The 21,686-nt window shown below is 64.3% G+C and carries 20 protein-coding genes; 2 read left to right on the top strand and 18 right to left on the bottom strand.

Annotated features, from left to right (window positions below; translation table 11 throughout):
• Positions 1 to 363 precede the first annotated feature (363 nt).
• From AC1Q7F_RS26490 to AC1Q7F_RS26480, 3 genes are all read right to left on the bottom strand, one after another.
• Complete coding sequence (locus AC1Q7F_RS26490; protein ID WP_492511554.1) at positions 364 to 795, bottom strand: type II toxin-antitoxin system RatA family toxin; 432 nt, start codon at positions 793 to 795, stop codon at positions 364 to 366.
• 14 nt (positions 796 to 809) lie between these two features.
• Positions 810 to 1,769, bottom strand: a complete 960-nt coding sequence (gene lipA, locus AC1Q7F_RS26485) for a lipoyl synthase (protein WP_492511553.1) — start codon at positions 1,767 to 1,769, stop codon at positions 810 to 812.
• A 114-nt stretch (positions 1,770 to 1,883) separates the two neighbouring features.
• On the bottom strand, positions 1,884 to 3,098 hold the full coding sequence (locus AC1Q7F_RS26480) for a DUF418 domain-containing protein (protein WP_492511552.1): 1,215 nt from the start codon (positions 3,096 to 3,098) through the stop codon (positions 1,884 to 1,886).
• Between the two features lie 219 nt (positions 3,099 to 3,317).
• On the opposite strand from AC1Q7F_RS26480, the gene AC1Q7F_RS26475 reads away from it, so the two are divergent.
• Positions 3,318 to 3,482 carry a hypothetical protein gene (locus AC1Q7F_RS26475; RefSeq protein WP_492511551.1) on the top strand — a complete coding sequence of 55 codons (165 nt, stop codon included), beginning with the start codon at positions 3,318 to 3,320 and terminating at the stop codon, positions 3,480 to 3,482.
• Here AC1Q7F_RS26475 and AC1Q7F_RS26470 read toward each other — a convergent pair.
• From AC1Q7F_RS26470 to tpiA, 15 genes are all read right to left on the bottom strand, one after another.
• Positions 3,463 to 4,386 carry an endonuclease/exonuclease/phosphatase family protein gene (locus AC1Q7F_RS26470; RefSeq protein WP_492511550.1) on the bottom strand — a complete coding sequence of 308 codons (924 nt, stop codon included), beginning with the start codon at positions 4,384 to 4,386 and terminating at the stop codon, positions 3,463 to 3,465. The genes AC1Q7F_RS26475 and AC1Q7F_RS26470 overlap by 20 nt on opposite strands.
• A gap of 149 nt (positions 4,387 to 4,535) precedes the next feature.
• The gene (locus tag AC1Q7F_RS26465) at positions 4,536 to 5,072 is read right to left on the bottom strand and encodes a hypothetical protein (protein ID WP_492511549.1); all 537 of its coding nucleotides are present in this window, start codon (positions 5,070 to 5,072) and stop codon (positions 4,536 to 4,538) included.
• A 153-nt stretch (positions 5,073 to 5,225) separates the two neighbouring features.
• On the bottom strand, positions 5,226 to 6,626 hold the full coding sequence (gene lpdA, locus AC1Q7F_RS26460; protein ID WP_492511548.1) for a dihydrolipoyl dehydrogenase: 1,401 nt from the start codon (positions 6,624 to 6,626) through the stop codon (positions 5,226 to 5,228).
• 249 nt (positions 6,627 to 6,875) lie between these two features.
• On the bottom strand, positions 6,876 to 8,207 hold the full coding sequence (locus tag AC1Q7F_RS26455) for a pyruvate dehydrogenase complex dihydrolipoamide acetyltransferase (RefSeq protein WP_492511547.1): 1,332 nt from the start codon (positions 8,205 to 8,207) through the stop codon (positions 6,876 to 6,878).
• A 21-nt stretch (positions 8,208 to 8,228) separates the two neighbouring features.
• Positions 8,229 to 9,602 carry a pyruvate dehydrogenase complex E1 component subunit beta gene (locus AC1Q7F_RS26450; RefSeq protein ID WP_492511546.1) on the bottom strand — a complete coding sequence of 458 codons (1,374 nt, stop codon included), beginning with the start codon at positions 9,600 to 9,602 and terminating at the stop codon, positions 8,229 to 8,231.
• 25 nt (positions 9,603 to 9,627) lie between these two features.
• Positions 9,628 to 10,644 carry a pyruvate dehydrogenase (acetyl-transferring) E1 component subunit alpha gene (gene pdhA / locus AC1Q7F_RS26445; protein ID WP_492511545.1) on the bottom strand — a complete coding sequence of 339 codons (1,017 nt, stop codon included), beginning with the start codon at positions 10,642 to 10,644 and terminating at the stop codon, positions 9,628 to 9,630.
• A 168-nt stretch (positions 10,645 to 10,812) separates the two neighbouring features.
• Positions 10,813 to 11,178: an FtsB family cell division protein gene (locus tag AC1Q7F_RS26440; protein WP_492511544.1), complete on the bottom strand. Its 366-nt coding sequence runs from the start codon at positions 11,176 to 11,178 to the stop codon at positions 10,813 to 10,815.
• A 230-nt stretch (positions 11,179 to 11,408) separates the two neighbouring features.
• Positions 11,409 to 12,527, bottom strand: a complete 1,119-nt coding sequence (locus tag AC1Q7F_RS26435; protein WP_492511543.1) for a glycosyltransferase family 4 protein — start codon at positions 12,525 to 12,527, stop codon at positions 11,409 to 11,411.
• 95 nt (positions 12,528 to 12,622) lie between these two features.
• Complete coding sequence (gene eno / locus AC1Q7F_RS26430) at positions 12,623 to 13,903, bottom strand: phosphopyruvate hydratase (RefSeq protein WP_492511542.1); 1,281 nt, start codon at positions 13,901 to 13,903, stop codon at positions 12,623 to 12,625.
• A gap of 102 nt (positions 13,904 to 14,005) precedes the next feature.
• Positions 14,006 to 14,641, bottom strand: a complete 636-nt coding sequence (locus AC1Q7F_RS26425; RefSeq protein ID WP_492511541.1) for a lysophospholipid acyltransferase family protein — start codon at positions 14,639 to 14,641, stop codon at positions 14,006 to 14,008.
• Between the two features lie 106 nt (positions 14,642 to 14,747).
• The gene (locus AC1Q7F_RS26420; protein ID WP_492511540.1) at positions 14,748 to 15,467 is read right to left on the bottom strand and encodes a hypothetical protein; all 720 of its coding nucleotides are present in this window, start codon (positions 15,465 to 15,467) and stop codon (positions 14,748 to 14,750) included.
• Between the two features lie 18 nt (positions 15,468 to 15,485).
• Positions 15,486 to 16,322 carry a 3-deoxy-8-phosphooctulonate synthase gene (gene kdsA / locus AC1Q7F_RS26415; protein ID WP_492511539.1) on the bottom strand — a complete coding sequence of 279 codons (837 nt, stop codon included), beginning with the start codon at positions 16,320 to 16,322 and terminating at the stop codon, positions 15,486 to 15,488.
• 99 nt (positions 16,323 to 16,421) lie between these two features.
• Positions 16,422 to 18,050, bottom strand: coding sequence for a CTP synthase (gene pyrG, locus AC1Q7F_RS26410; protein ID WP_492511538.1), 1,629 nt, complete (start codon positions 18,048 to 18,050; stop codon positions 16,422 to 16,424).
• A gap of 195 nt (positions 18,051 to 18,245) precedes the next feature.
• A complete protein-coding gene (gene secG / locus AC1Q7F_RS26405; RefSeq protein ID WP_492511537.1) occupies positions 18,246 to 18,572 on the bottom strand; it encodes a preprotein translocase subunit SecG in 327 nt (108 codons plus the stop codon).
• A 190-nt stretch (positions 18,573 to 18,762) separates the two neighbouring features.
• The gene (gene tpiA / locus AC1Q7F_RS26400; protein ID WP_492511536.1) at positions 18,763 to 19,518 is read right to left on the bottom strand and encodes a triose-phosphate isomerase; all 756 of its coding nucleotides are present in this window, start codon (positions 19,516 to 19,518) and stop codon (positions 18,763 to 18,765) included.
• Positions 19,519 to 19,792: 274 nt separating this feature from the next.
• On the opposite strand from tpiA, the gene AC1Q7F_RS26395 reads away from it, so the two are divergent.
• On the top strand, positions 19,793 to 21,685 hold the full coding sequence (locus AC1Q7F_RS26395) for a peptidylprolyl isomerase (protein WP_492511535.1): 1,893 nt from the start codon (positions 19,793 to 19,795) through the stop codon (positions 21,683 to 21,685).
• The last annotated feature ends 1 nt before the right edge of the window (position 21,686 follow it).

Raw genomic sequence — 21,686 nt, 5'->3', positions numbered from 1 at the left:
TCGGTCACTACGATGAGCCAGAAATCCTCCCTTACGCAATCAGCCACTTCTGTCCCAAAGGGGCTGACGGCGGACATATATCATCCATAATTTTATGTAAAACATAAAACTTAATATGTGTAACGAATATCGCCTCCATTATCCGAGCAGACGTGCTCAGGCATCATGGCGGCCAGCGACCCTCCATTCACCAGTATCTGAAAACGCCGGGTTGCAACGGCATAGCATCGGGCAACGACGATTGCCCGCATGCCAGCGGTCGGGGGTATTGGACACAGCGAAGAGAGGCCCGCAGGAGAATCGACGGCGACTACGTCAGTCGCAACATTATTCGAGTGTGCAGAGCGGGGAACGGTAGCTCGCTTACCCGTAAAGCTGCTTCGCCCTGTTCTCGAACGCTGCCACCATGCGCTTCACGGCCTCGTTGAACAACGCGCCGATGATGGTCTGCAGCACCTTGTTCTTGAACTCAAAATCCACAAAGAAGTCGACGGAGCACCCCTCGGGATGCGCCTCGAAAACCCAATGGTTGTTCAGGTGATGGAAGGGGCCGTCGACATATTCGACATCCACGCGCAGGGCATCGGGGTTCAGCGTCACCTTTGACGTGAACCGTTCGCGGATCATCTTGAAGCCGATCACCAGATCGGCCCAGATGACATTGTCCTGCCGCTTGCGGATGCGGCAGGCCACGGCCCAGGGCAGGAATTCCGGATAGCGCTCCACATCGGCGACAAGCGCGTAGAGCTGCTCCGGCGTGTGCGGCAGGATGCGCCGTTCGGCATGCGTCGGCATGGCAGGTCAGAAGGTCATTCGGCGGCGGGACGGGCGTTGGCCAGCTTGGCCTCCCGCGCGGCGCGCAGCTTCCGGAAATCGTCGCCGGCATGATAGGAGCTGCGGGTCAGCGGGCTGCTGGACACCATCAGGAAGCCCTTGCCGCGCGCCATGGTGGCGTAACTGGCGAATTCGTCGGGCGTCACGAACCGATCCACCGGCGCATGCTTGGGCGTGGGCGCCAGATACTGGCCGATGGTCAGGAAATCGACATCTGCGGCGCGCAGATCATCCATCACCTGCCCCACCTCCTCCTTCGTCTCGCCCAGGCCGACCATGATGCCGGACTTGGTGAAGATGGTCGGGTCCACTTCCTTCACCCGCTGTAACAGGGCCAGCGAAGTGAAATAGCGGGCACCGGGGCGGATGGAGGGGTAAAGGCGCGGCACGGTTTCCAGATTGTGGTTGAACACGTCCGGCCGGGCCTTGGCCACATGCTCCACCGCGCCGGGCTTGCGCATGAAATCGGGGGTGAGGATTTCGATGGTGGTGTTGGGTGCCGTCTTGCGAATGTTCAGGATGGTGCGGGCGAAATGGTCGGCACCGCCATCGGCCAGGTCGTCGCGGTCCACCGAGGTGATGACCACATGTTCCAGGTTCAGGCCGCCCACGGCTTCGGCCACCTTCTCCGGCTCATGCGGGTCCAGGTTCAGGGGCTTGCCCGTGGCGACGTTGCAGAAGGCGCAGGCGCGGGTGCAGATGGCACCCAGAATCATGAAGGTGGCGTGCTTCTTCTTCCAGCATTCGCCGATATTGGGGCAGGCCGCCTCCTCGCACACCGTGTTCAGCTTCAACCCGCGCATCAGGTCGCGCGTCTCCGCATATTCACGGCTGGTCGGGGCCTTGACGCGCAGCCAGTCGGGCTTGCGCTGGATCGGGTTGTCCGGGCGGTTGACCTTTTCCGGGTGGCGGACGCGGGTTTCTTCGATCGTCATGGCCCTGACCTTGGAATTGCTTGGCATGAACATAAGCCGCCCGCCCGCGCGAACCAAGCACCCCGTGCCGCCACCCTCCCCCGCAAGGGCTGCAAGGCGGCACGGGGTGCGGTTTCAGACAAGGACCTGTCGGCGCAGCGGTACGTCGAACCGGCCCAGGGTGGCGCAGCGCCAGAACCATTCGGCCGGACCATAGGCGTGATGGCGCAGCCACCAGGCGGAAAGCGGCATCTGCACCGCCAGGAACAGCACGCCCGCCCCAACCGACAGGGCCACGCCCCAATGCTGGTAGAAGCCCAGACCATAGCCATGGAAGAACGGCACCCAGATGATCGATTGCATCAGGTAGCAGGTCAGGCTCATCCGGCCGAAGGCGGCCAGGGTACGGGTGAAGCCGGCGGCGGCGATGCGCGGATAGAGCAGGGCGAAACCCGAGGCCCAGAACAGGGTCTGCGCCAGATTGGCCCAGGCGCCGGTCAGCATCGTCACCTCATACCGCGTCCGCCCCGCCAGCCCGACATTCTGCGACCAGAGTGACAGCGGATAGAAAATCACCAGTCCCAGCAGCGCCAGGCGGAAGATACGCGTCCAGAGACGGCGATTGGCGGGCGTATCCAGATAAAGCTGCCGCCGGCCGGCCATCATGCCCAGCAGCAGCAGGCCCAGCATCTGCTGCCACCGCCCCGATTCCAGCAGGAACCAGAAGCGCGCCAACTGACCGTAGGTCAGGTTGGTCACGAACACGGCCGACCAATCGTTCCCGGCGAACAGGTCGAACAGGCGACCGTACAGCGCCCAGTGGGAGGGGTTGCCCACCTCCGCCCCCGGTGTCAGCAGCAGGCTGGCCGCCGCCCAGATGGAAAAGACCTGGGCCAGCAGCAGGATGACGATGGGCGCCAGCCAGCGGTCGGGTACGCGGTAGAGCAGGACCAGCGCCAGACCCAGCAGCGCAAGCACCGACAGGATATCGCCGATATAGAGCAAGGCATGGACATAGCCGATGGCACCCAGCACCGCCAACCGCCACAGGAAGCGCAGGCGGGCGGCACCATCCCCCTCCCGCTTCGCCCAGCTTTGCAGGATCAGGGTGAAGCTGATCCCGAACATCATGGCAAAGATGGCGTAGGCCTTGCCCGCGAACAGGCCGAAGGTCAGGTGATGCACCAGCTTGTTCAGGCTGGCCAGCCATTCCGGCACATTGGCCGGATAGCGCAGCAGTTCGAAATGTTCATCCATATGGACCAGATACAGCCCGATCAGGGCCGTCCCGCGCAGCGCATCGACCATGTTGATGCGGCCGCCATCATCGGGTGACGCGACATTACCCATTCATTCGCCCCCTGCACCCCTTTGTACGGATTGTCCGCACCGGGTCGGCCGGTCTTCTTGCCGGCTCATTGGTTGGGCACCCCACTTCCGGGAATGAAATTCTCACAAGGGCGGACCGGCGTCCAGCACGTGACAAGAGGGAATGGCGCCGCTTTGCCTCTGGCAGGAAGAGGCCGTCTGTATTACCCCTCTGGGATCAGTGAACGGGATGTCCAGATCATGCGCCTGAAACAGCCGGTCCTTGCCATCGCCCTGGCCGCCTTGCTGGCCCTGCCCGGCTGTGCCGTCGTCGATCTCACGACGACGGTGGTGGGCACGGCGGCCGATGTCGCGACGACGGCGGTATCGACCACCGTCGACGTGGTCACGGCCCCGCTACCATAAATTCCACCCGCACGGGCCGGTGGTCGGACCCGATATCATCCAGCACCTGGAAAATCTCGGCACCCACCCCTTCCCCGCCCAGCACATGGTCGATGGGGATGCCGATGGCCAGCGCCCATGACGGCCAGGTCGGCCCCGTCGCGGACAGGCGCGACAGTCGGGCGGTTCGCATGATGCGTTGCATCAGCGGCGACCAGGGCGCGGCATTGAAATCCCCCGACAGGATGATGGGACCGGGCAACTCAGCCAGACGTTCCAGCAGCCAATCGACCTGCGCATCCTGAATCGGCTGGTTGAAGGGCTGGCCCAGATGCACGGTGACCAGGGTGAAGGCACCGTCCGGCCGGTGGACGCGGGCCGCGAGATAGCTGGGCCGGTCGGCCGTGTCGTGCCACGGGCTGGTGACCGGCCCCAGCCGTTCCAGCGGCCACCGCGACAGGATGTTGCTGCCGCAATCCGCCTCCGCACAATCCAGCCGATGGGGCAGGATATCGGCCAGTTGATCCGCCCAGGCGTGCCCGTGGAAATAATAACGCTCCAGCACGACGGCGATATCCGGCTTCTGCGCACGGGCCAGCGCCACGTACCGGTCCATGGACGGGTTGCCGGCCCAGACATTGGCATGCAGCAGGGTCACCGGCGGCAAGGGACCGGCGGGCGCGGCCGGCATGAAGGCGGTGGTGATCAGCGACAGGTTCAGGGCCGTGGCGGCCAGGATGGGCAGCAGCGCCAACCAGTGCCGCAGGGCCAGGGCCGCTAATGCAAGCACCAGCCCACCCCAGGCCAAGCCGATGCGCAGATGGTCGGGCACGCTCCAGCCATAGGGCAGCCAGCGCAGGACGGAGAGCAGCAGCAGGGCCAGGGCAGCGGCCCAAAGCAGGTGGACGGCGGGACGTGAGCGCATCTTGCTTCCTGTACGCATCCGATCTTCGCCTTCCCGGCGATGCGCTATCTTCAACGGATCGCCCGAACCCGCAGTGAAGCACGACACACCTCACCGTCGTGAAGATCGCCCAAACAAACAAGGGTGCCCAAAGATGGGCCTGCTGCGGATCAGAAGAAAATACCTCTCTGTTCCACCTCGAACAGGTCAAGCAGGGCATCATGGCCTTGCGCATGCCGAAGCTGATGATCGCGTTCGGTGATCGGCATGGCCAGGAAGAAACGGGTATGCCGGCCCGCGATGGTCAGGCAATCTGGAACCGCATCGCAATCGAGCGAGATGGCGGTTCTCAGCAGGAGAACGGCATAGGGGACAGCGGGGTTCTCCACCGATCCGGCGGGAATGACCACCACCTCCCCCAGCCGCAGATCAACGGCACTTTCCCGCTCATAATCCTCCAGATTGGCCAGGACCAGCGCCACATCCTTTGGCGATTTTTCCGTCACGGCCATGAACACGGCGTCACTGTAAGTCGGGATATTGAAGACGATATAAGCATCCGTATCTGCAATTCTTGAATATGCGCAGATATATTTTCCGGAAAAATCCCCCGACAGGGAGAGTTCAAGCGTATCCAGATCACCGTCAATCGGCAGATTTTCAAACAAGATTTCCAGAGTTTTGGCTTGATACTTGTTTATCTGCATGACGCGGATACCCCATTTCAGACTTTCTCGGTGCTGGCCTGAGAATAATGCCGAAATCCGCAGGAGGCTCACCCATTTTCGACATTGAAACCCGATCAACAAAAAGGGCGGCCATAAGGGCCGCCCTTTCCACAGATCAATGAAGACCCGCAATCAGTAGTGAACCGCCCGGCCGTAAGCCGCCAGCACCGATTCATGCATCATTTCCGACAGCGTCGGGTGCGGGAAGACCGTGTGCATGAACTCGGCCTCGGTCAGTTCCGCCGTCTTGCCGATCGTGTAGCCCTGGATCAGTTCGGTCACTTCCGCGCCGATCATGTGGGCGCCCAGCAACTCGCCGGTCTTGGCGTCGAAGATGGTCTTGACCAAACCTTCCGGCTCGCCCAGCGCGATGGCCTTGCCATTGCCGATGAAGGGGAAGCGACCGACCTTGACCTCATGCCCGGCGGCCTTGGCCTTGGCTTCCGTCAGACCGACAGAGGCCACCTGCGGGAAGGAATAGGTGCAGCCGGGGATGTTGGTCTTGTCCATGGTGTGGACATGCGGCAGGCCGGCGATCTTCTCCACGCAGATGATGCCTTCATGGCTGGCCTTGTGCGCCAGCCAGGGGGCGCCGGCCACGTCACCGATGGCATAGACGCCCGGCTCGTCCGTGCGGCCATAGCCGTCATTGACGATGTGGCCGCGGTCCAGCTTGACCTTGGTGTTTTCCAGGCCCAGCCCTTCGGTGTTGGCGACGATGCCGACGGCGGAGATGATGCGGTCGACCGTGACTGTCTCCACCTTGCCGGCGATGTCGATATGGGCCGTCACGCTGTCGGCGTGGCGGTCCAGCTTCACGACCTTGGTGCCGGTCTTGATCTTCAGGCCCTGCTTGGTGAAGGCCTTGGCGGCAAAGGCGCTGATTTCCTCATCCTCCACTGGCAGGATACGGTCCAGCACCTCAACCAGGGTCACATCAACGCCCATGGCCTTGTAGAAGCAGGCGAATTCCACGCCGATGGCGCCGGTGCCAATGACCAGCATGCTCTTCGGCGTGGCCGTCGGCACCATGGCTTCCTTATAGGTCCAGACCAGCTTGCCGTCCGGCTCCAGACCCGGCAGCACGCGGGCGCGGGCACCGGTGGCGATGATGATGTGCTTGGCTTCGGCGTCGGTCACCTTGCCATCCTTGGCGGTGACGGCGACCTTGCCCTTGCCCAGCAGCTTGGCCGAGCCGTCCAGAACGGTGACCTTGTTCTTCTTCAGCAGACCCTTCACGCCGGCCGACAGCTGGTTGGCCACGCCGCGCGAACGCTTGACGATGGCTTCCATATCCAGCGTCACCTTGCCCTCGACCTTGATGCCATAGGCCTGGGAATGCTGGATGTAATGCGCGATCTCGGCGGAGCGCAGCAGCGCCTTGGTCGGGATGCAGCCCCAGTTCAGGCAGATGCCCCCCAGATGCTCGCGCTCCACCACGGCGGTCTTCAGGCCCAGTTGGGCGGCGCGGATGGCGGCGACGTAACCGCCGGGGCCGGCGCCGATGACGATAAGGTCGAAATTCTCGGCCATGATCTTGTCCTTCGTGTCAGGGGCACCGGGGTCAGTGATGGGAGGCTTCGTGCCTCGACCATCGCCACTTTGCCCCACCGTCATCCCGGCGAAAGCCGGGACCCAGGGGCCGCAAGCCCAACGTTTCAGCAGCTTTTGAGGTGCAAACCCTATCGCGGTGCCTTTGGCCCCTGGGTCCCGGCTTTCGCCGGGATGACGGTAGGGAAGTGGATGGAGTGCGAACCCTCTTGGGGTCCGCACCCCATCACATCACAGCATCAGGGTGATCGGGTCTTCGATCAGGCCCTTCAGCAGCTTCAGGAACTCCGCACCGACCGAACCGTCCACCGAGCGGTGGTCGACGGTCAGGGTCAGGGACATGACGGTGGCGATGGCCAGCGCGTCGCCCTTGACCACGGGGCGCTTCTCACCCGCACCGACCGACAGGATGCAGCTCTGCGGTGGGTTGATGATGGAGGTGAAGCTCTTGATGCCGAACATGCCCAGGTTGGACACGGAGAACGTGCCGCCCTGGAACTCTTCCGGCTTCAGCTTGCCTTCCTTGGCCTTCTTGGCCAGTTCCTTCACATCCGCCGAGATGGCGGCCAGGCCCTTGCGGTCGGCATTCTTCACGATGGGGGTGATCAAGCCCCCGTCGGTGGAGACGGCGACGGAAACGTCGACATTCTCGTACTGAAGGATGCCATCTTCGTGCCAGGACACGTTGGCCGCCGGGTACTTGGCCAGCGCGATGGCCACCGCCTTGACCACGAAATCGTTGACGGAGATCTTTTCCCCCGACTTCGCGTTCAGTTCGGCGCGCAGCTTCAGCAGATTGTCGATCTCGCAATCGACCGCCAGGCCGAAATGCGGGATGGTCTGCCAGGCTTCGGTCAGGCGCTTGGCAATGGTCTTGCGCATGCCGCTGTTGGGCAGGACCTTGTACTTCATGCCCAGCTTGTCGGCGAGCGCCTTGGCATCCACGCCCTTGGGCGCGGCAGCAGGGGCCGGGGCAGCGGCCGGAGCGGCAGCCGTCGGGGCCGAAACAGCGGCAGCGGGAGCCGAAGCGGCAGCGGCCTTGGGCGCGCCACCCTTGGACAATGCTGCCTCCACATCGGCCTTCACCACGCGGCCATGCGGACCGGTGCCGGCGACGCCGGACAGGTCCAGGCCGCTCTGCGCCGCCATGCGACGGGCCAGCGGGCTGGCGAAGACGCGGTCGCCATGGGAAGCGGCGGACGGAGCAGCAACCGGCGCCGGAGCGGCAACGGGTGCGGCCTCCGCCTTGGCCGGTTCAGCGGATGCTGCGGCCGGAGCCGGAGCGGCCTTGGGTGCTGCGGAGAGCGCCGAAGCGTCCTCTCCTTCCTCCAGGATGATGGCGATGCGGGTGTTCACCGCCACGCCCTCGGTCCCTTCGGCCACCAGGATCTTGCCCAGCGTGCCTTCGTCCACGGCCTCCACTTCCATGGTGGCCTTGTCGGTTTCGATCTCGGCCAGCACGTCGCCGGATTTGACCTTGTCGCCTTCCTTCTTCACCCACTTCGCCAGCTTGCCTTCCGTCATGGTCGGCGACAGCGCGGGCATCAGGATATCTACGGGCATCTTCAGAGCCTCCCCTCTGCCTTATTTGCGGTAGGTGACGGACTTGGCGGCGGCCACGACATCGTCGGGCTGCGGCAGGGCCAGCTTTTCCAGGTTGGCCGCATAGGGCAACGGCACATCCCTGGCGCAGACACGGGCCAGCGGCGCGTCCAGATAGTCGAAGGCGTGCTCCATCATCAGGGCCGCGATCTCGGAACCGATGCCCGCGAACGGCCAGCTTTCCTCAACCGACACCAGACGGTTGGTCTTCTTCACGCTCTCCACGATCGTGTCCACATCCAGCGGACGGATGGAGCGCAGGTTGATGACCTCCGCACTGATCCCCTCAGCCGCCAGCTTCTCCGCCGCGACCAGGGCATGGCCGACGCAGATGGAATAGGCGACGATGGTCACGTCGGTACCGGCCCGCTCCACCTTCGCCTTGCCGATGGGCAGGATGAAGTCAGGGTCGGTCGGCACTTCGAAGCTGTGCCCGTACATGATCTCGTTCTCAAGGAACACGACCGGGTTCGGGTCACGGATGGCGGCGCGCAGCAGGCCCTTGGCATCCGCCGCACTATAGGGCGCCAGGACCTTCAGGCCGGGGACGTGCGCGTACCAGGAGGCATAGCACTGGCTGTGCTGCGCACCCACGCGGGCGGCGGCACCGTTGGGGCCGCGGAACACGATGGGGCAGCCCATCTGGCCGCCGGACATATACAGCGTCTTGGCCGCCGAATTGATGATGTGGTCGATGGCCTGCATCGAGAAGTTCATGGTCATGAACTCCACGATGGGACGCAGGCCGCCGAAGGCCGCACCCACCGCCAGACCGGCGAAGCCATGTTCGGTGATCGGCGTGTCGATGACGCGCTTGTCGCCGAATTCCTGGAGCAGGCCCTGGCTGATCTTGTAGGCGCCCTGATATTCGGCGACCTCCTCACCCATCAGATAGACCGTCTCGTCCCGGCGCATTTCCGACGCCATGGCATCGCGCAGGGCCTCACGGACCGTCATGGTCTGGGTGGACTTGAACCACTTGTCCTCGTCCGAAGCGGCCGGGGCCGACTTCGGCGCGGCCGGTACCGGAGCCGGAGCCGGAGCCGCGGCGGGCGCCGGGGCGGCTTCAGCCTTGGCCGGGGCCGGAGCGGCCGCCGGTGCCGGGGCATCGCCCTCATCCTCGCCCTTGATATTGGCGATGGCTGTGTTCACGGCCACGTTCTCGGTGCCCTCAGGCACCAGAATCTCGGTCAGCGTGCCCTCATCGACGGCTTCCACTTCCATGGTCGCCTTGTCGGTCTCGATCTCGGCCAGCACATCACCGCTCTTCACGGTGTCGCCCACCTTCTTCAGCCACTTGGCCAGCTTGCCTTCCGTCATGGTCGGCGACAGCGCGGGCATCAGTACCTGTACCATCTCTCAAATCCTCCGCTGCGCCGGTTCAGGCTTCGACCAGAACGTCCGTCCACAGTTCGGACGGATCGGGCTCGGGACTGGTGGTGGCGAAATCGGCCGCGTCGGTGACGATGTCCTTCACCTCGCGGTCGATGACCTTCAGGGCTTCCTCATCGGTGATGCCCTTGTCCAGCAGCAGCTTCTTCAGATTGTCGATGGGATCGCTTTCCGACCGCATCTTGTTCACTTCCTCCTTGGTCCGGTACTTGGCCGGATCGGACATGGAGTGACCGCGATAACGGTAGGTTTTCATTTCCAGGATGACGGGGCCATTGCCGGCGCGGATATGGGCGACGGCCTTGTCGGCAGCCTCCTTCACCTCCAGCACGTCCATGCCGTTCACCTGATATCCGGGGATGCCGTAGGCGCTGCCGCGCTCGAACAGCTCGCCGGCCGAGGCGCGGGCCTGGGCGGTACCCATGGCGTACTTGTTGTTCTCGATGACGAACAGGGTCGGCAGCTTCCACAGCGCCGCCATGTTGAACGTCTCGTAAACCTGGCCCTGGTTGATGGCGCCATCGCCCATGTAGCAGGCGTTCAGACCACCATCGCCCAGATACTTGTGCGCGAAGCCCAGGCCGGCGCCGATCGGCACCTGTGCGGCGACGATGCCATGGCCGCCGTAGAACTTCTTCTCGCGGCTGAACATGTGCATGGAGCCGCCCTTGCCCTTGGAGTATCCGCCGGCACGGCCCGTCAGTTCGGCCATCACGCCCCGGCTTTCCATGCCGCAGGCCAGCATGTGGCCATGGTCACGGTAGGAGGTGATGACGCTGTCGCCCTCACGCATCGCGGCCTGAATGCCGACGACAACGGCTTCCTGCCCGATATACAGGTGGCAGAAGCCACCGATCAGGCCCATGCCATACATCTGTCCCGCCTTCTCTTCGAAGCGGCGGATCAACAGCATGTCGCGGTAATAGCGGATAAGCTCGTCCTTGCTGGGCAAGGCCGGGGCCGCAGGGGCCGTGGTGCGGGTGGTGCGGCGCTTGGTGACTGCCACGTGCTTCCTCCCAGGGGAATGGGGATGGGAAAGGTCGATCGCTGTGCGATGCGATAAGACCTAACCCCGTCGCCGCACGATGGCAAGGAGTGTGCACTGCAAAAGATTGTTTTACTTGAGAAAATCGACGTTAACCTATTTCTGGCTAATCGCTAAGATTTCAGTAACTTACCGACCTTGGTCGGGGGCGCCCTGCGCTGAGTGCGGGGCAGCACGTCGCGGGAGGAGGATTACCATATCGTCAGGGTGCGACTGGTTCAGGACGGCGCGCGCACGCTCCTCCAGCAGGTCGGGGTCCAGGTTATCGGGGCGCAGCAGGCTGGCCCGGCGCTCCAGTTCCTCCCGCTCGCCACGCACCTGATCCAAAGTGGATTGTGCGCGCGCAACCTCGCTTTGCAGGTGAGTCAGCGCAACGAGGCCACGATCACCATGTACCGTGTGATAGGCGAAATAGGCCACCACGGAGACACCGATCACCGGCCCGACAATCTGTCGGACGGTACGGCCAAGGGCGGAGCGGAGGGTGCGGAGCATCGTCATGGCCGGATGGAATCACAGCCCGAGTCGCGCGGTCAATGGGAAAGGTGGAGAGGTGACAAAAAATCACGCTGAATCAGATGGATGTAGCCGAAAGAGCTAAGCGCGGCGTTCCTTCCGGCGGAACAGTTCACCCCATGATCTAGGCGGGTTGGGCTAACCTTTCGCGGCACTGGACACCAGTAATAGTGGCGCCCCGCCCCTACCCTCCCAAGCCCCTGTGTCGGTCACGTCACCGATGCCGCCACCCGCGCCACCGACGCGCCCCAGGCATCCCAGCTCAACCGCTCGCGGAACGTCACCAGGCAGTCGCGCTGCATGCGCGAATAGGCGGCGTGGTCGGTCCAGAGGGTGGCGATGCGGTCGGCATAGGCTTCGCCATCAGCTTCAACCGGCAACAGCAGACCATTCAGCCCGTCGGTGACAACGCTGGGGATGCCGCCTGTGGCGGTGGAGATGCTGGGCAGACCGACGGCGCTGGCTTCTGCAAAGACCAGACCGAACGCTTCCTGGCGCGAGGGCACGAACAGGAAGCTGGCCTGGCGGAACAGTTCCTTGAGCTTGGCATACTGGGCGGGATCGCCCTTGGACAGGAAACCGTGCTGGTGGATGCCCGGGCCGTCGACGGGGGCGGTGCAGCCGGCAATGTGCAGTTCCACGTCCAGCCCACGGGCGCGCAGCGCCTGGAAGGCGGCATGCACGATGTCACCGCCCTTGCGGCGCCAGTCCACGCCCAGGAAGAACAGCTGGCATTTGTCGGTGGGGCGGTCGGTGACGGGGGCGAGGCCAGGGTCCAGGTTCGCCCCCAGGGGAACGACATGCACGCGTTCGGCCGGAATACCGTAATCATCCCGCGCGGAACGGGCGGCCCATTCGCTGCTGAGCAGGACGGCGCGCGACCGCGACAGGGTGGCGGCCTCCATCGCGTTGCCCAGGCGCCTGGACCGGGCGGAGATCCCGGCGAATTCACCGGGGTAATAGCCGCTCATCGCGGCATAGGTGGCGTCCGACACGTGCAGCATGGGCACGTTGGTCTTCAGCCGCGACAGGATGACCGAGGCCGACAGGCCGACGATGACATCAGGCGCATAGGCGGCCAGGGGACCTTCAACCTCCCGGCAGAACAGGTCGGAGACAAGCGGTTCACGCGCCGCATCGATGCCCAGGCGGGAACCGATCTTCAGCGCGATGCGCTGGAAGGTGCCGGCCAGGGGGCACGGGATATGGCGCACATCCGTGAAGGCACGGTTGAGCGCCTGCAAGGCGTAGAAGGGCGTGCCGCTCCAGTCCCGCGGCGTGGCGGGATTATAGGGCGTCAGGAAGGCGACCTTTAGCGGCTTGGACAAGGGAAGATTTCCGATCAGGGAGCATAAATGACAAGAGTCCATCCGGCGGGCCGGATGGACTCTGCATCATGGTCGCAAAAGGCGACCGACGGCAATCAACCGCGCTTCAGCGCCGAACGGCCGGGATAGACCGACGCCACGCCCAGGCCTTCCTCGATGCGGATCAGCTGGTTGTACTTGGCGATCCGGTCGGAGCGGGACAGGGAGCCGGTCTTGATCTGACCGCAATTGGTGGCCACGGCCAGATCGGCGATGGTGCTGTCCTCGGTCTCGCCCGAACGGTGCGACAGGACGGCGGTGTAGCCGGCATTCTGCGCGATGCGGACGGCTTCCAGCGTCTCCGTAAGGGTGCCGATCTGGTTGACCTTCACCAGGATGGAATTGCCCACGCCCTTCTTGATGCCATCGGACAGGCGGGTCGGGTTGGTAACGAACAGGTCGTCGCCGACCAGTTGCACCTTGTCGCCGATTGTGTCAGTCAGCAGCTTCCAGCCGTCCCAATCATCCTCGGCCATGCCGTCCTCGATGGACACGATGGGATACTTAGCGACCAGATCGGCCCAATAGGCGACCATTTCGGCGGGCGTCAGGCTCTTGCCCTCGCCTTCCAGCTCATACTTGCCGTTCTTGAAGAACTCGGTCGACGCGGCGTCCAGGGCCAGCAGCACATTCTCACCGGCCTTGTAACCGGCATCGGCGATGGCGGCGACGATGAAGTCCAGCGCCTCGGTGGCCGACGACAGGTTGGGGGCAAAGCCGCCCTCGTCACCCACGGCGGTGTTGTGGCCGGCGGTCTTAAGCTTCTTCTTCAGGGCGTGGAAGATTTCTGCGCCGACGCGGATGGCCTCGGCGCATGTTTCCGCGCCGACCGGCATGATCATGAATTCCTGGATGTCGATCGGGTTGTCGGCATGCGCACCGCCATTGATGATGTTCATCATCGGCACCGGCAGGATGCGGGCATTCGCACCACCGACATAGCGGTAGAGCGGCAGGTCCAGTTCATCCGCCGACGCCTTGGCGACAGCCATGGACACGCCCAGGATGGCATTGGCACCCAGGCGGCCCTTGTTGGGCGTGCCATCCAGCTCGATCATGGCATGATCGATGGCCACCTGATCGGTCGATTCCAGGCCGACCAGCGTGTCGGCGATCTCGCCATTCACGGCTTCCACAGCCTTCAGCACGCCCTTGCCCAGGTAACGGGCCTTGTCGCCGTCGCGCAGTTCGACGGCTTCATGCGCGCCGGTGGAGGCACCCGACGGAACGGCGGCCCGGCCAAAGGCGCCGGATTCCAGCCGGACCTCGACCTCGACGGTCGGGTTGCCACGGCTGTCCAGGATTTCGCGCGCGTGAATGTCGATGATGGCGGACATGGGGCCTCTCTCTGGCGGGAACGGAATGCCATGAACCCGAAAAGGGTAAAGACGGGATCAAGGGGATAACGCCAGAGGCAGGCCGCGACAAGCGACAGTTCGCTAACCGGCCGTGCCCGCGGTCTTCGTTCCGCGCGCCGGGATGGTCGGGGGTAGCTGCCGCGTCGCCCCCTGCACGCCTGCATAGAAGGCGGAAAGCAAGGCGAAATCCGCTTCCATGCTGTCCGTCGTCGCCACTGGGCCGCCGATACGAACCGTGTGCGTCGTATAATCCAGCGCGACAGGTATGATCGGAACGCCGGCCTGTCGCGCAATATGCCAAAAGCCGGTCTTCCAGCCGGCACCAGGCTTGGGTCTGCGCGTGCCCTCCGGCGCGACGCCCACCACCAGCCGATCGGCGCTGTTCAGGGCCGCCACGCATTCGCCCACCACGCCATGTGCCGAACGCCGGTCCACCGGCAGGACATCACACCAGCGCATGATCGGCCTCAACGGACCCTTGAACAGGGTGTGCTTGCCCAGGATGTGGATGCGCACGCCGGTAGACAGGATAGTGCCCATGGCGATGAAGAAATCGTAGTTGGAGCTGTGCGGCGCACCGATGGTGACGAATTTCTCCAGGTCCGGGAATGCGCCCTCGATACGCCAGCCCATCAGGCGCATCAACAGACGCCCGACGAGGCGGGAAAAGGGGCCGCCCCGCCGCGGCGTGCGGGGACCCAGGGCTGTATTCGACATTAGAGCGCTTTCCTCAACCACCCGGCGGGATCGACGACCCCGCCTTTTGTAGTATGCCGATGGTGGGGAAAACGGGGGAGGATGTCAAAGGTGCGGAAGGTTACGCTCACGGTACGGCGTAGGGGCCATCGGTGGGCGGGGTGAAAGGCTGGTCATCGGGGGCCACACGCACCGACGAGAGGTCGATAGCGCCGGTAACGGCTTCTCCGATCATCCAGAGGGTGGACCATCTGTCGATCTCCAACAGCACGTTGGCATTTTCATCGCGGGCTTCCATGCAGGCGGTGACCCGGCCCGTCGTTGCCAGGACAATCGAACGGCTGTCGGATGTCCACCTTATTCCCAGCGGTATCACCATGTCGTGAGGCAGGCAGGGATAGCGCACCATGGCCACACTGATGGCGGCCTCCGCCAGGGCCCGCCGTTCCACGGCCTTGCCCTCAACGATCTCGAACAACCGGAGCATGGCAAGACCGGAGCCCAGATAATGGTTGGCGAAGAACCATCTGGAATTCGGCGCCCAGGCGATGGTCAGGGGCATGTCGTCGGAAAGGTCGGGCAGCCTGTCCAGCGTCCGCCCCTGCGCATCCTGCAATTCGATCAGCGGCTGTTCATCCAGGTAGCGCTGCTGGACGATGGCGAAACGCCCGTCAGGCGAAGATGCGCGACCAGGGCATGTAGCGACAAACTGGTAGATGTCTGCCTCGGCACCGACCGATGTGCAATCCGTACTGAACGCCGTGACCTGTGCCGGAGAGTCGGGGTTGGTACCCGCAGCAAGGAGCAGGGCCAACAGCAGTACCGCGATGATCCGCCCCGTCCGCATGGCCCGCCTATCCAGCCATCAAATAACGACCGGATTGGCCTTGGCGATGCGGTCCAGCACCACCAGCGTGGACAGCACGCCCTCCATCTGGTGCAGCGGCACCATGTTGGGGCCGTCGCTGGGGGCGAAATCGGGATTCTCGTGTGTCTCCATGAAGACCGCCGCCACACCGATAGCGATGGCGGCACGGGCCAGCACGGGCACGAATTCCCGCTGGCCGCCGCTGCTGGTCCCCTGCCCGCCCGGCTGCTGCACCGAGTGGGTGGCGTCATAGACGACGGGATATCCCGTCTGCGCCATGATCGGCAGGGAGCGCATGTCGCTGACCAGCGTATTGTAGCCGAAGCTGGCCCCACGCTCGCACAGCAGGATGTTGTGGTTGCCGGTGGAGGCGATCTTGGCGGCGACATTCTTCATGTCCCACGGCGCCAGGAACTGCCCCTTCTTCACATTGATCGGCTTGCCCGTCTCACCGGCGGCCAGCAGCAGATCGGTCTGGCGGCAGAGGAAGGCGGGGATCTGCAGCACATCAACGACCTCAGCCACCGGCGCGCATTGCTCCGCCGCGTGGATGTCGGTCAGGACGGGGCAGCCGAACGTGGCGCGGATATCGGCCAGGATGGGCAGCGACTGGTCCATGCCCAGGCCGCGCTGTGCCGACAGGGACGTGCGGTTGGCCTTGTCGAAGCTGGTCTTGTAGATCAGGCCGATACCCAGCTTCCGCGTCAGTTCGCTCAGCGCCCCGGCCATGGCGAAGGCATGGTCGCGGCTTTCCAGTTGGCACGGGCCGGCGATCAGGGTGAAGGGCTTGTCATTGGCGATCGACAGGGGGCCGACGGTGACGGTGCGGGTCATGGGATGCTCCTTTGCTGCGCCATATGGGCAAGCGGAGGCCGGAAATAAAGAAGGCCGGGGAAGGTTCGCACCCGCCCCGGCCTTTCACGTCTCAAGGTCTCAAACCAGCCGGCTCTGCGCGATGGCGGCGCCGATGAAGCTGGTGAAGAGCGGGTGCGGGTCGAACGGCTTGGACTTCAGTTCCGGATGGAACTGCACGCCCACGAACCAGGGGTGCTCGGGCAGTTCCACGATTTCAGGCAGGATGCCGTCGGGCGACAGGCCGGAGAATTTCAGGCCCACCTTCTCCAGCTGCTCCTTGAAGTTGATGTTCACTTCATAGCGGTGGCGGTGGCGCTCAATGATGTCCTCGCTGCCATAGATGTCGGCCACGCGGGTGCCGGGCAGCAGGTGGCAACTGTAGGAACCCAGGCGCATGGTTCCGCCCAGGTCGCCACCCTCCTGGCGCTGGACCAGTTGGTTGCCCTGCACCCATTCGGTCATGATACCGACAACGGCCGGATCGGGCTTGCCGAACTCCGTGGAGCCGGCATGGTCCAGGCCGGCCAGATGGCGGGCACTTTCGATCACCGCCATCTGCATGCCAAAGCAGATGCCGAAATAGGGGATCTTGTGCTCACGCGCGAACTGCACCGCGCGGATCTTGCCTTCCGTGCCGCGCTCGCCGAAGCCGCCGGGCACCAGGATGCCGTGAACACCGGCCAGCCGCTCGATAGCCTCGCCCGTCTCGAAGATCTCGGCGTCGATCCAGTCCAGCTTGACCTTGACATTGTTGGCGATGCCGCCGTGGGTCAGCGCCTCGCCCAGCGACTTGTAGGCGTCCAGCAGGCTGGTGTACTTGCCGACCACGGCGATAGTGACGGTGCCTTCGGGGTTGCGCACGCGGCGCACGATCTCTTCCCAGCGCGACAGGTCGGGCGCCTTGTCGGCGGCCATGCCGAAATATTTCAGCACCTCGGTGTCGAAGCCCTGTTCGTGATAGGAGATCGGCACCTGATAGATGGTGTCGACGTCCAGGGCGGCGATCACGCATTCCTTCTTGATGTTGCAGAACTGCGCGATCTTGCGACGCTCATTCTCCGGAATGTCGCGGTCCGCACGGCACAGCAGCATCTGCGGCTGGATGCCGACCGACAGCAGTTCCTTCACCGAATGCTGGGTCGGCTTGGTCTTCAACTCACCGGCGGCGGGAATATAGGGCACCAGGGTGACGTGGCAGAACAGCACGTTCTCCTGCCCCTGGTCGTTGCTGAACTGGCGGATGGCTTCCAGAAATGGCAGCGATTCGATGTCGCCGACGGTGCCGCCCACCTCGCACAGCACGAAATCCTCACCATCCAGGTCGGCGGCGATGAAATCCTTGATGGCGTCGGTGATGTGCGGGATCACCTGCACCGTGGCGCCCAGATAGTCGCCCCGGCGTTCCTTGGCCAGGACGTTAGAATAGATACGTCCCGTGGTGATGTTGTCGGACTTGGTGGCGTGCACGCCGGTGAAACGCTCGTAATGGCCCAGATCCAGGTCGGTCTCCGCACCGTCATCGGTGACGAACACCTCACCATGCTGATAGGGGCTCATCGTGCCGGGATCGACATTCAGGTAGGGGTCCAGCTTGCGCAGGCGGACCTTGTAGCCGCGCGCCTGCAACAGCGCCCCCAGGGCTGCGGATGCCAGGCCCTTGCCCAGCGACGAGACCACACCACCGGTGATGAAGATGAAGCGCGTCATGGAACCCTAACCTTCGCCAAGCATGCCAACGGGTTGGGCCCTTCCGGCCCAATCGTTGATTTGATTTCACATCGGGGCACGGATGCCCACTTCACCATATTCAAGCCATAACGGAAAGAGGCGGCATGTCTGCCGCCTCTCGCCATATCCATCGGGCTTACGCCCGGAGGGCGTTTTAACCTGCGCCGAAAGCGCTCACTCCCCGACAGGGACCGTCGGCTTGGCCGGCTCCGCGGGCGTCGCAGGGGCTTCACTGCCGGGGGCTGGCAGCTTGTCGAACAGGCTCTTCCCGCCGCCGCCGGTGCCGGCCAGGATGGCCAGGATCAGGCTGGTGCAGAAGAACAGGGCCGCCAGGACGGCGGTGGTGCGGGTCAGGAGGTTGGCACTGCCGCGAGCGGTCATGAAACCGCCCATGGTGCCGCCGCCGACGCCCAGGCCACCGCCTTCGGACTTCTGCACCAGAACCACGCCGATCAATGCCAGCGTGATCAGCAGATGCACGACCAGGACTACCTCTTGCATCCCATTATCCCTGAATACCGTCACGGAACCGGGCCGCGGGACCCGCGACCGTCGTAAAAGCAAATGGCGCATAAAGCACCCAAACGCAAGGCCGCCCGCTTCCCGTTTCATGGGGGAAGCGGGCGGCACCCGCGTCATGTATCCGTCACGCTTCTTAACGGGTCCCGCGCCGGGATGCCATAGCGAAGTATCAAGGGCAGGCTTGCGCGATGGCCCAGAAATCGTCCGCCTTCAGGCTGGCACCCCCTACCAGGGCCCCATCCACGTCGGTCAGGCCCAAGATTTCAGCGGCATTCGACGGCTTCACCGAGCCGCCATAGAGGATGCGCACCGCGTCCGGATCAGCCACCAGCCCCGACAGCTTGGCCCGGATCATGGCATGCATGGCTGCAATGTCGGCCAGAGTCGGGGTGCGGCCGGTACCGATGGCCCAGACGGGTTCATAGGCCACGACGGTGTTGCCGGCCGTCGCACCATCGGGAATCGAGCCCGACAGCTGGTCGGCCACCACCTGCACCGCCTTGCCGGCGTCACGCTCGGCCTCCGTCTCCCCCACGCAAACGATGGCGGTCAGGCCTGCACGCAGGGCGGCCGCAGCCTTGCCCTTGATCTGCGCACTGGTTTCGGCATGGTTGGTGCGGCGTTCGGAATGGCCGACGATGATCGCCGACGCGCCGGCATCGGCCAGCATTTCGGCCGCGATGTCGCCGGTATGCGCCCCCTGCGGCTGGGCATGGCAATCCTGACCGCCGGCAATGACGGCGCTGCTGGCCAGGCCTTGTGCGACAGCGGCCAGGATGGTGGCGGGCGGGCAGACCAGAAGGTCGAATCGCGGATCGGGCGTGGAACCGACGCGGGCCGCCAGGTCGGCGGCCAGTGCTGTTCCATCGCTGCGCCGGCAATGCATCTTCCAATTGCCGGCGATCAGGTAACGGCGAACGGTCATTTCAATCCTCTTCTTTTCGGGCCTGGTCCGCCGGGTTTTCCCCGGTCCGCCGGCCTTTTGTGACGGGAACAGTATGCGGTGCGGGCAGCGCTGTCCAAAAGGTCAACGCTGTCATGGGGTGAAGTGGGGCGACATGGCCCCTGCCCGACCCCCGGGCTTGCCCCCAATGTCACGCTTCCCTATGATGCCGCGCTTTCCGGGCCCTGGGCCCGACGGTGCCGCCCGCATTCCGGCGGCGGCACCGCACCTAATCGATGGAACCGTAAGCGTCCCCATGCTCCAGATCATCCGCAGCACCGCCGGCTCCTGGGTCGTCAAGATCCTGTTCGTCGTCCTGATCATCAGCTTCGCCGTCTGGGGCATTGGCGACATCACCAAGGGTGCCCAGACGGGCGTGGCCCGGGTCGGTGACCACAACATCACCCCGCAGGAGCTGGACCAGGCCTATCGCACCGAATTCAACCGCATGAAGCAGATGGTCGGTCCGGAATTCAGCGAGGAACAGGCCCGCCAGTTCGGCCTGCGCGACCGTGCGCTGGAACAGCTGATCCAGAAGGAACTGCTGGCGCTGGCCGCCGACGATCTGGGCCTACGCATCGCCGACGATACGGTGCGCGCCGAAGTGCTGAAGGTGCCCGCCTTCAAGGACAGTTTCGGCAATTTCGACGCCAACCTGATGCGCGCGCTGCTCCAGCAGAACGGCCTCACCGAGGCGGGCTTTGTCGAGGATGTGCGTGGCGACATGGCCCGCAGCGACATGATCGGTGCGATCACCGCCGGGGCCAACGCGTCCAAGACGCTGGCAGACGCACTGTACCGGTACCGGTTCGAGGGGCGGACGTTCGAGATCGTCACCATCCCCTATAACGCCATGCCGGCCGCCCCCTCGCCCGATCAGGCGACGCTGGAAGCATTCCACAAGGAAAAGGGTGTCCGCTACACCGCGCCGGAATACCGCACGCTGAACGTGGCCCTGATCGAAGCGTCAGCTCTGACCAAGGATGTCGAGGTCACGGACGAGGTGCTGAAGGAATATTATGACGGCCATGCCGGCGACTACATCACGTCGGAAAAGCGGTCGATCGCCCAGGCCGTGTTCCCCGACAAGGCAGGCGCCGACAAGGCGCTGGCCGAGGTGAATGGCGGCCGGAAGATCGAGGATGTGGCCAAGGCGGCCGGCGTGGAAGCCGTGACGCTGGAAGATGTGCTGAAGGACGGATTGCCGGCCGAGCTGGCCGAGCCGGCCTTTACCACGGCCGAGGGCAAGTCCGGCGGGCCGGTGGAAAGCGCCTTCGGCTTCCACATCTTCACCGTGACCAAGGTGCAGGCGGGCGGCGAGCGCACGCTGGAGCAGGTCAAGGACGAGGTCGCAGCCAAGGTCCGCCAGGACAAGGCCGTGGAGAAGATGTTCGAGCTGTCCACCAAGCTGGAGGATGAGCTGGCCGGCGGCACCCCGCTGGCCGAGGCCGCCCAGATCGTGGGTGCGCGCATCGTGAAGCTGGAGAAAATCGACAGTCGCGGCGCCAATGCCGCCGGCGTCGCCCAGGGTGCCGACCTGCCGGAAGTGGACAAGATCGTCGCCTCTGGCTTCACCGTGGCCGAGGGCCAGACCGGCAGCGTGGAGGAGGCCGGCGACAGCGCCTTCTTCGCAGTGCAGGTAGAGACTGTGGTACCAGCCGCGCTGAAGCCGCTGGACGAGGTGAAGTCGATCGTCCTCGGCGACTGGCAGGCCGAGCAGAAGCAGATGGCCGCGAAGAAGAAGGCCGAGGAAGTGGCCGAGAAGATGAAGGCCGGCACACCGGCCAAGGACGCCACCACCGGGATTCCCGGTGCGCTGGCCCAGAATATCGACCCGCTGATGCGCGCCGGTGCGCCCAGCGCCCTGATCCCAGCCGGCGCCGTGCAGACCCTGTTCAAGGGTGCCATCGGCGACGTGGCCACGGGGGAGAAGCCGACGGGCGTTGTGGTGGCCAAAGTCACCGGCATCATCGCCGCCGACCCGGCCAACCCGATGGCTGCGCCCCAAGTGACCCAGTTGGCCAACAGCGCCGGCCAGGCCATGCAGGATGAACTGGTCATGCAGTATCTGGCCGCGCTGCGCACCCATTACGGCGTGACGGTCAACCAGGGCCTGATCAACCAACTCTACCGCACCACCCAGGAGTAAC

The sequence above is a fragment of the Niveispirillum sp. GW835-FHT14G11 genome (assembly GCF_058793615.1).
The sequence above is the reverse complement of the archived record's forward strand: the minus strand, read 5'-3'. Positions and strand labels throughout refer to the sequence as shown.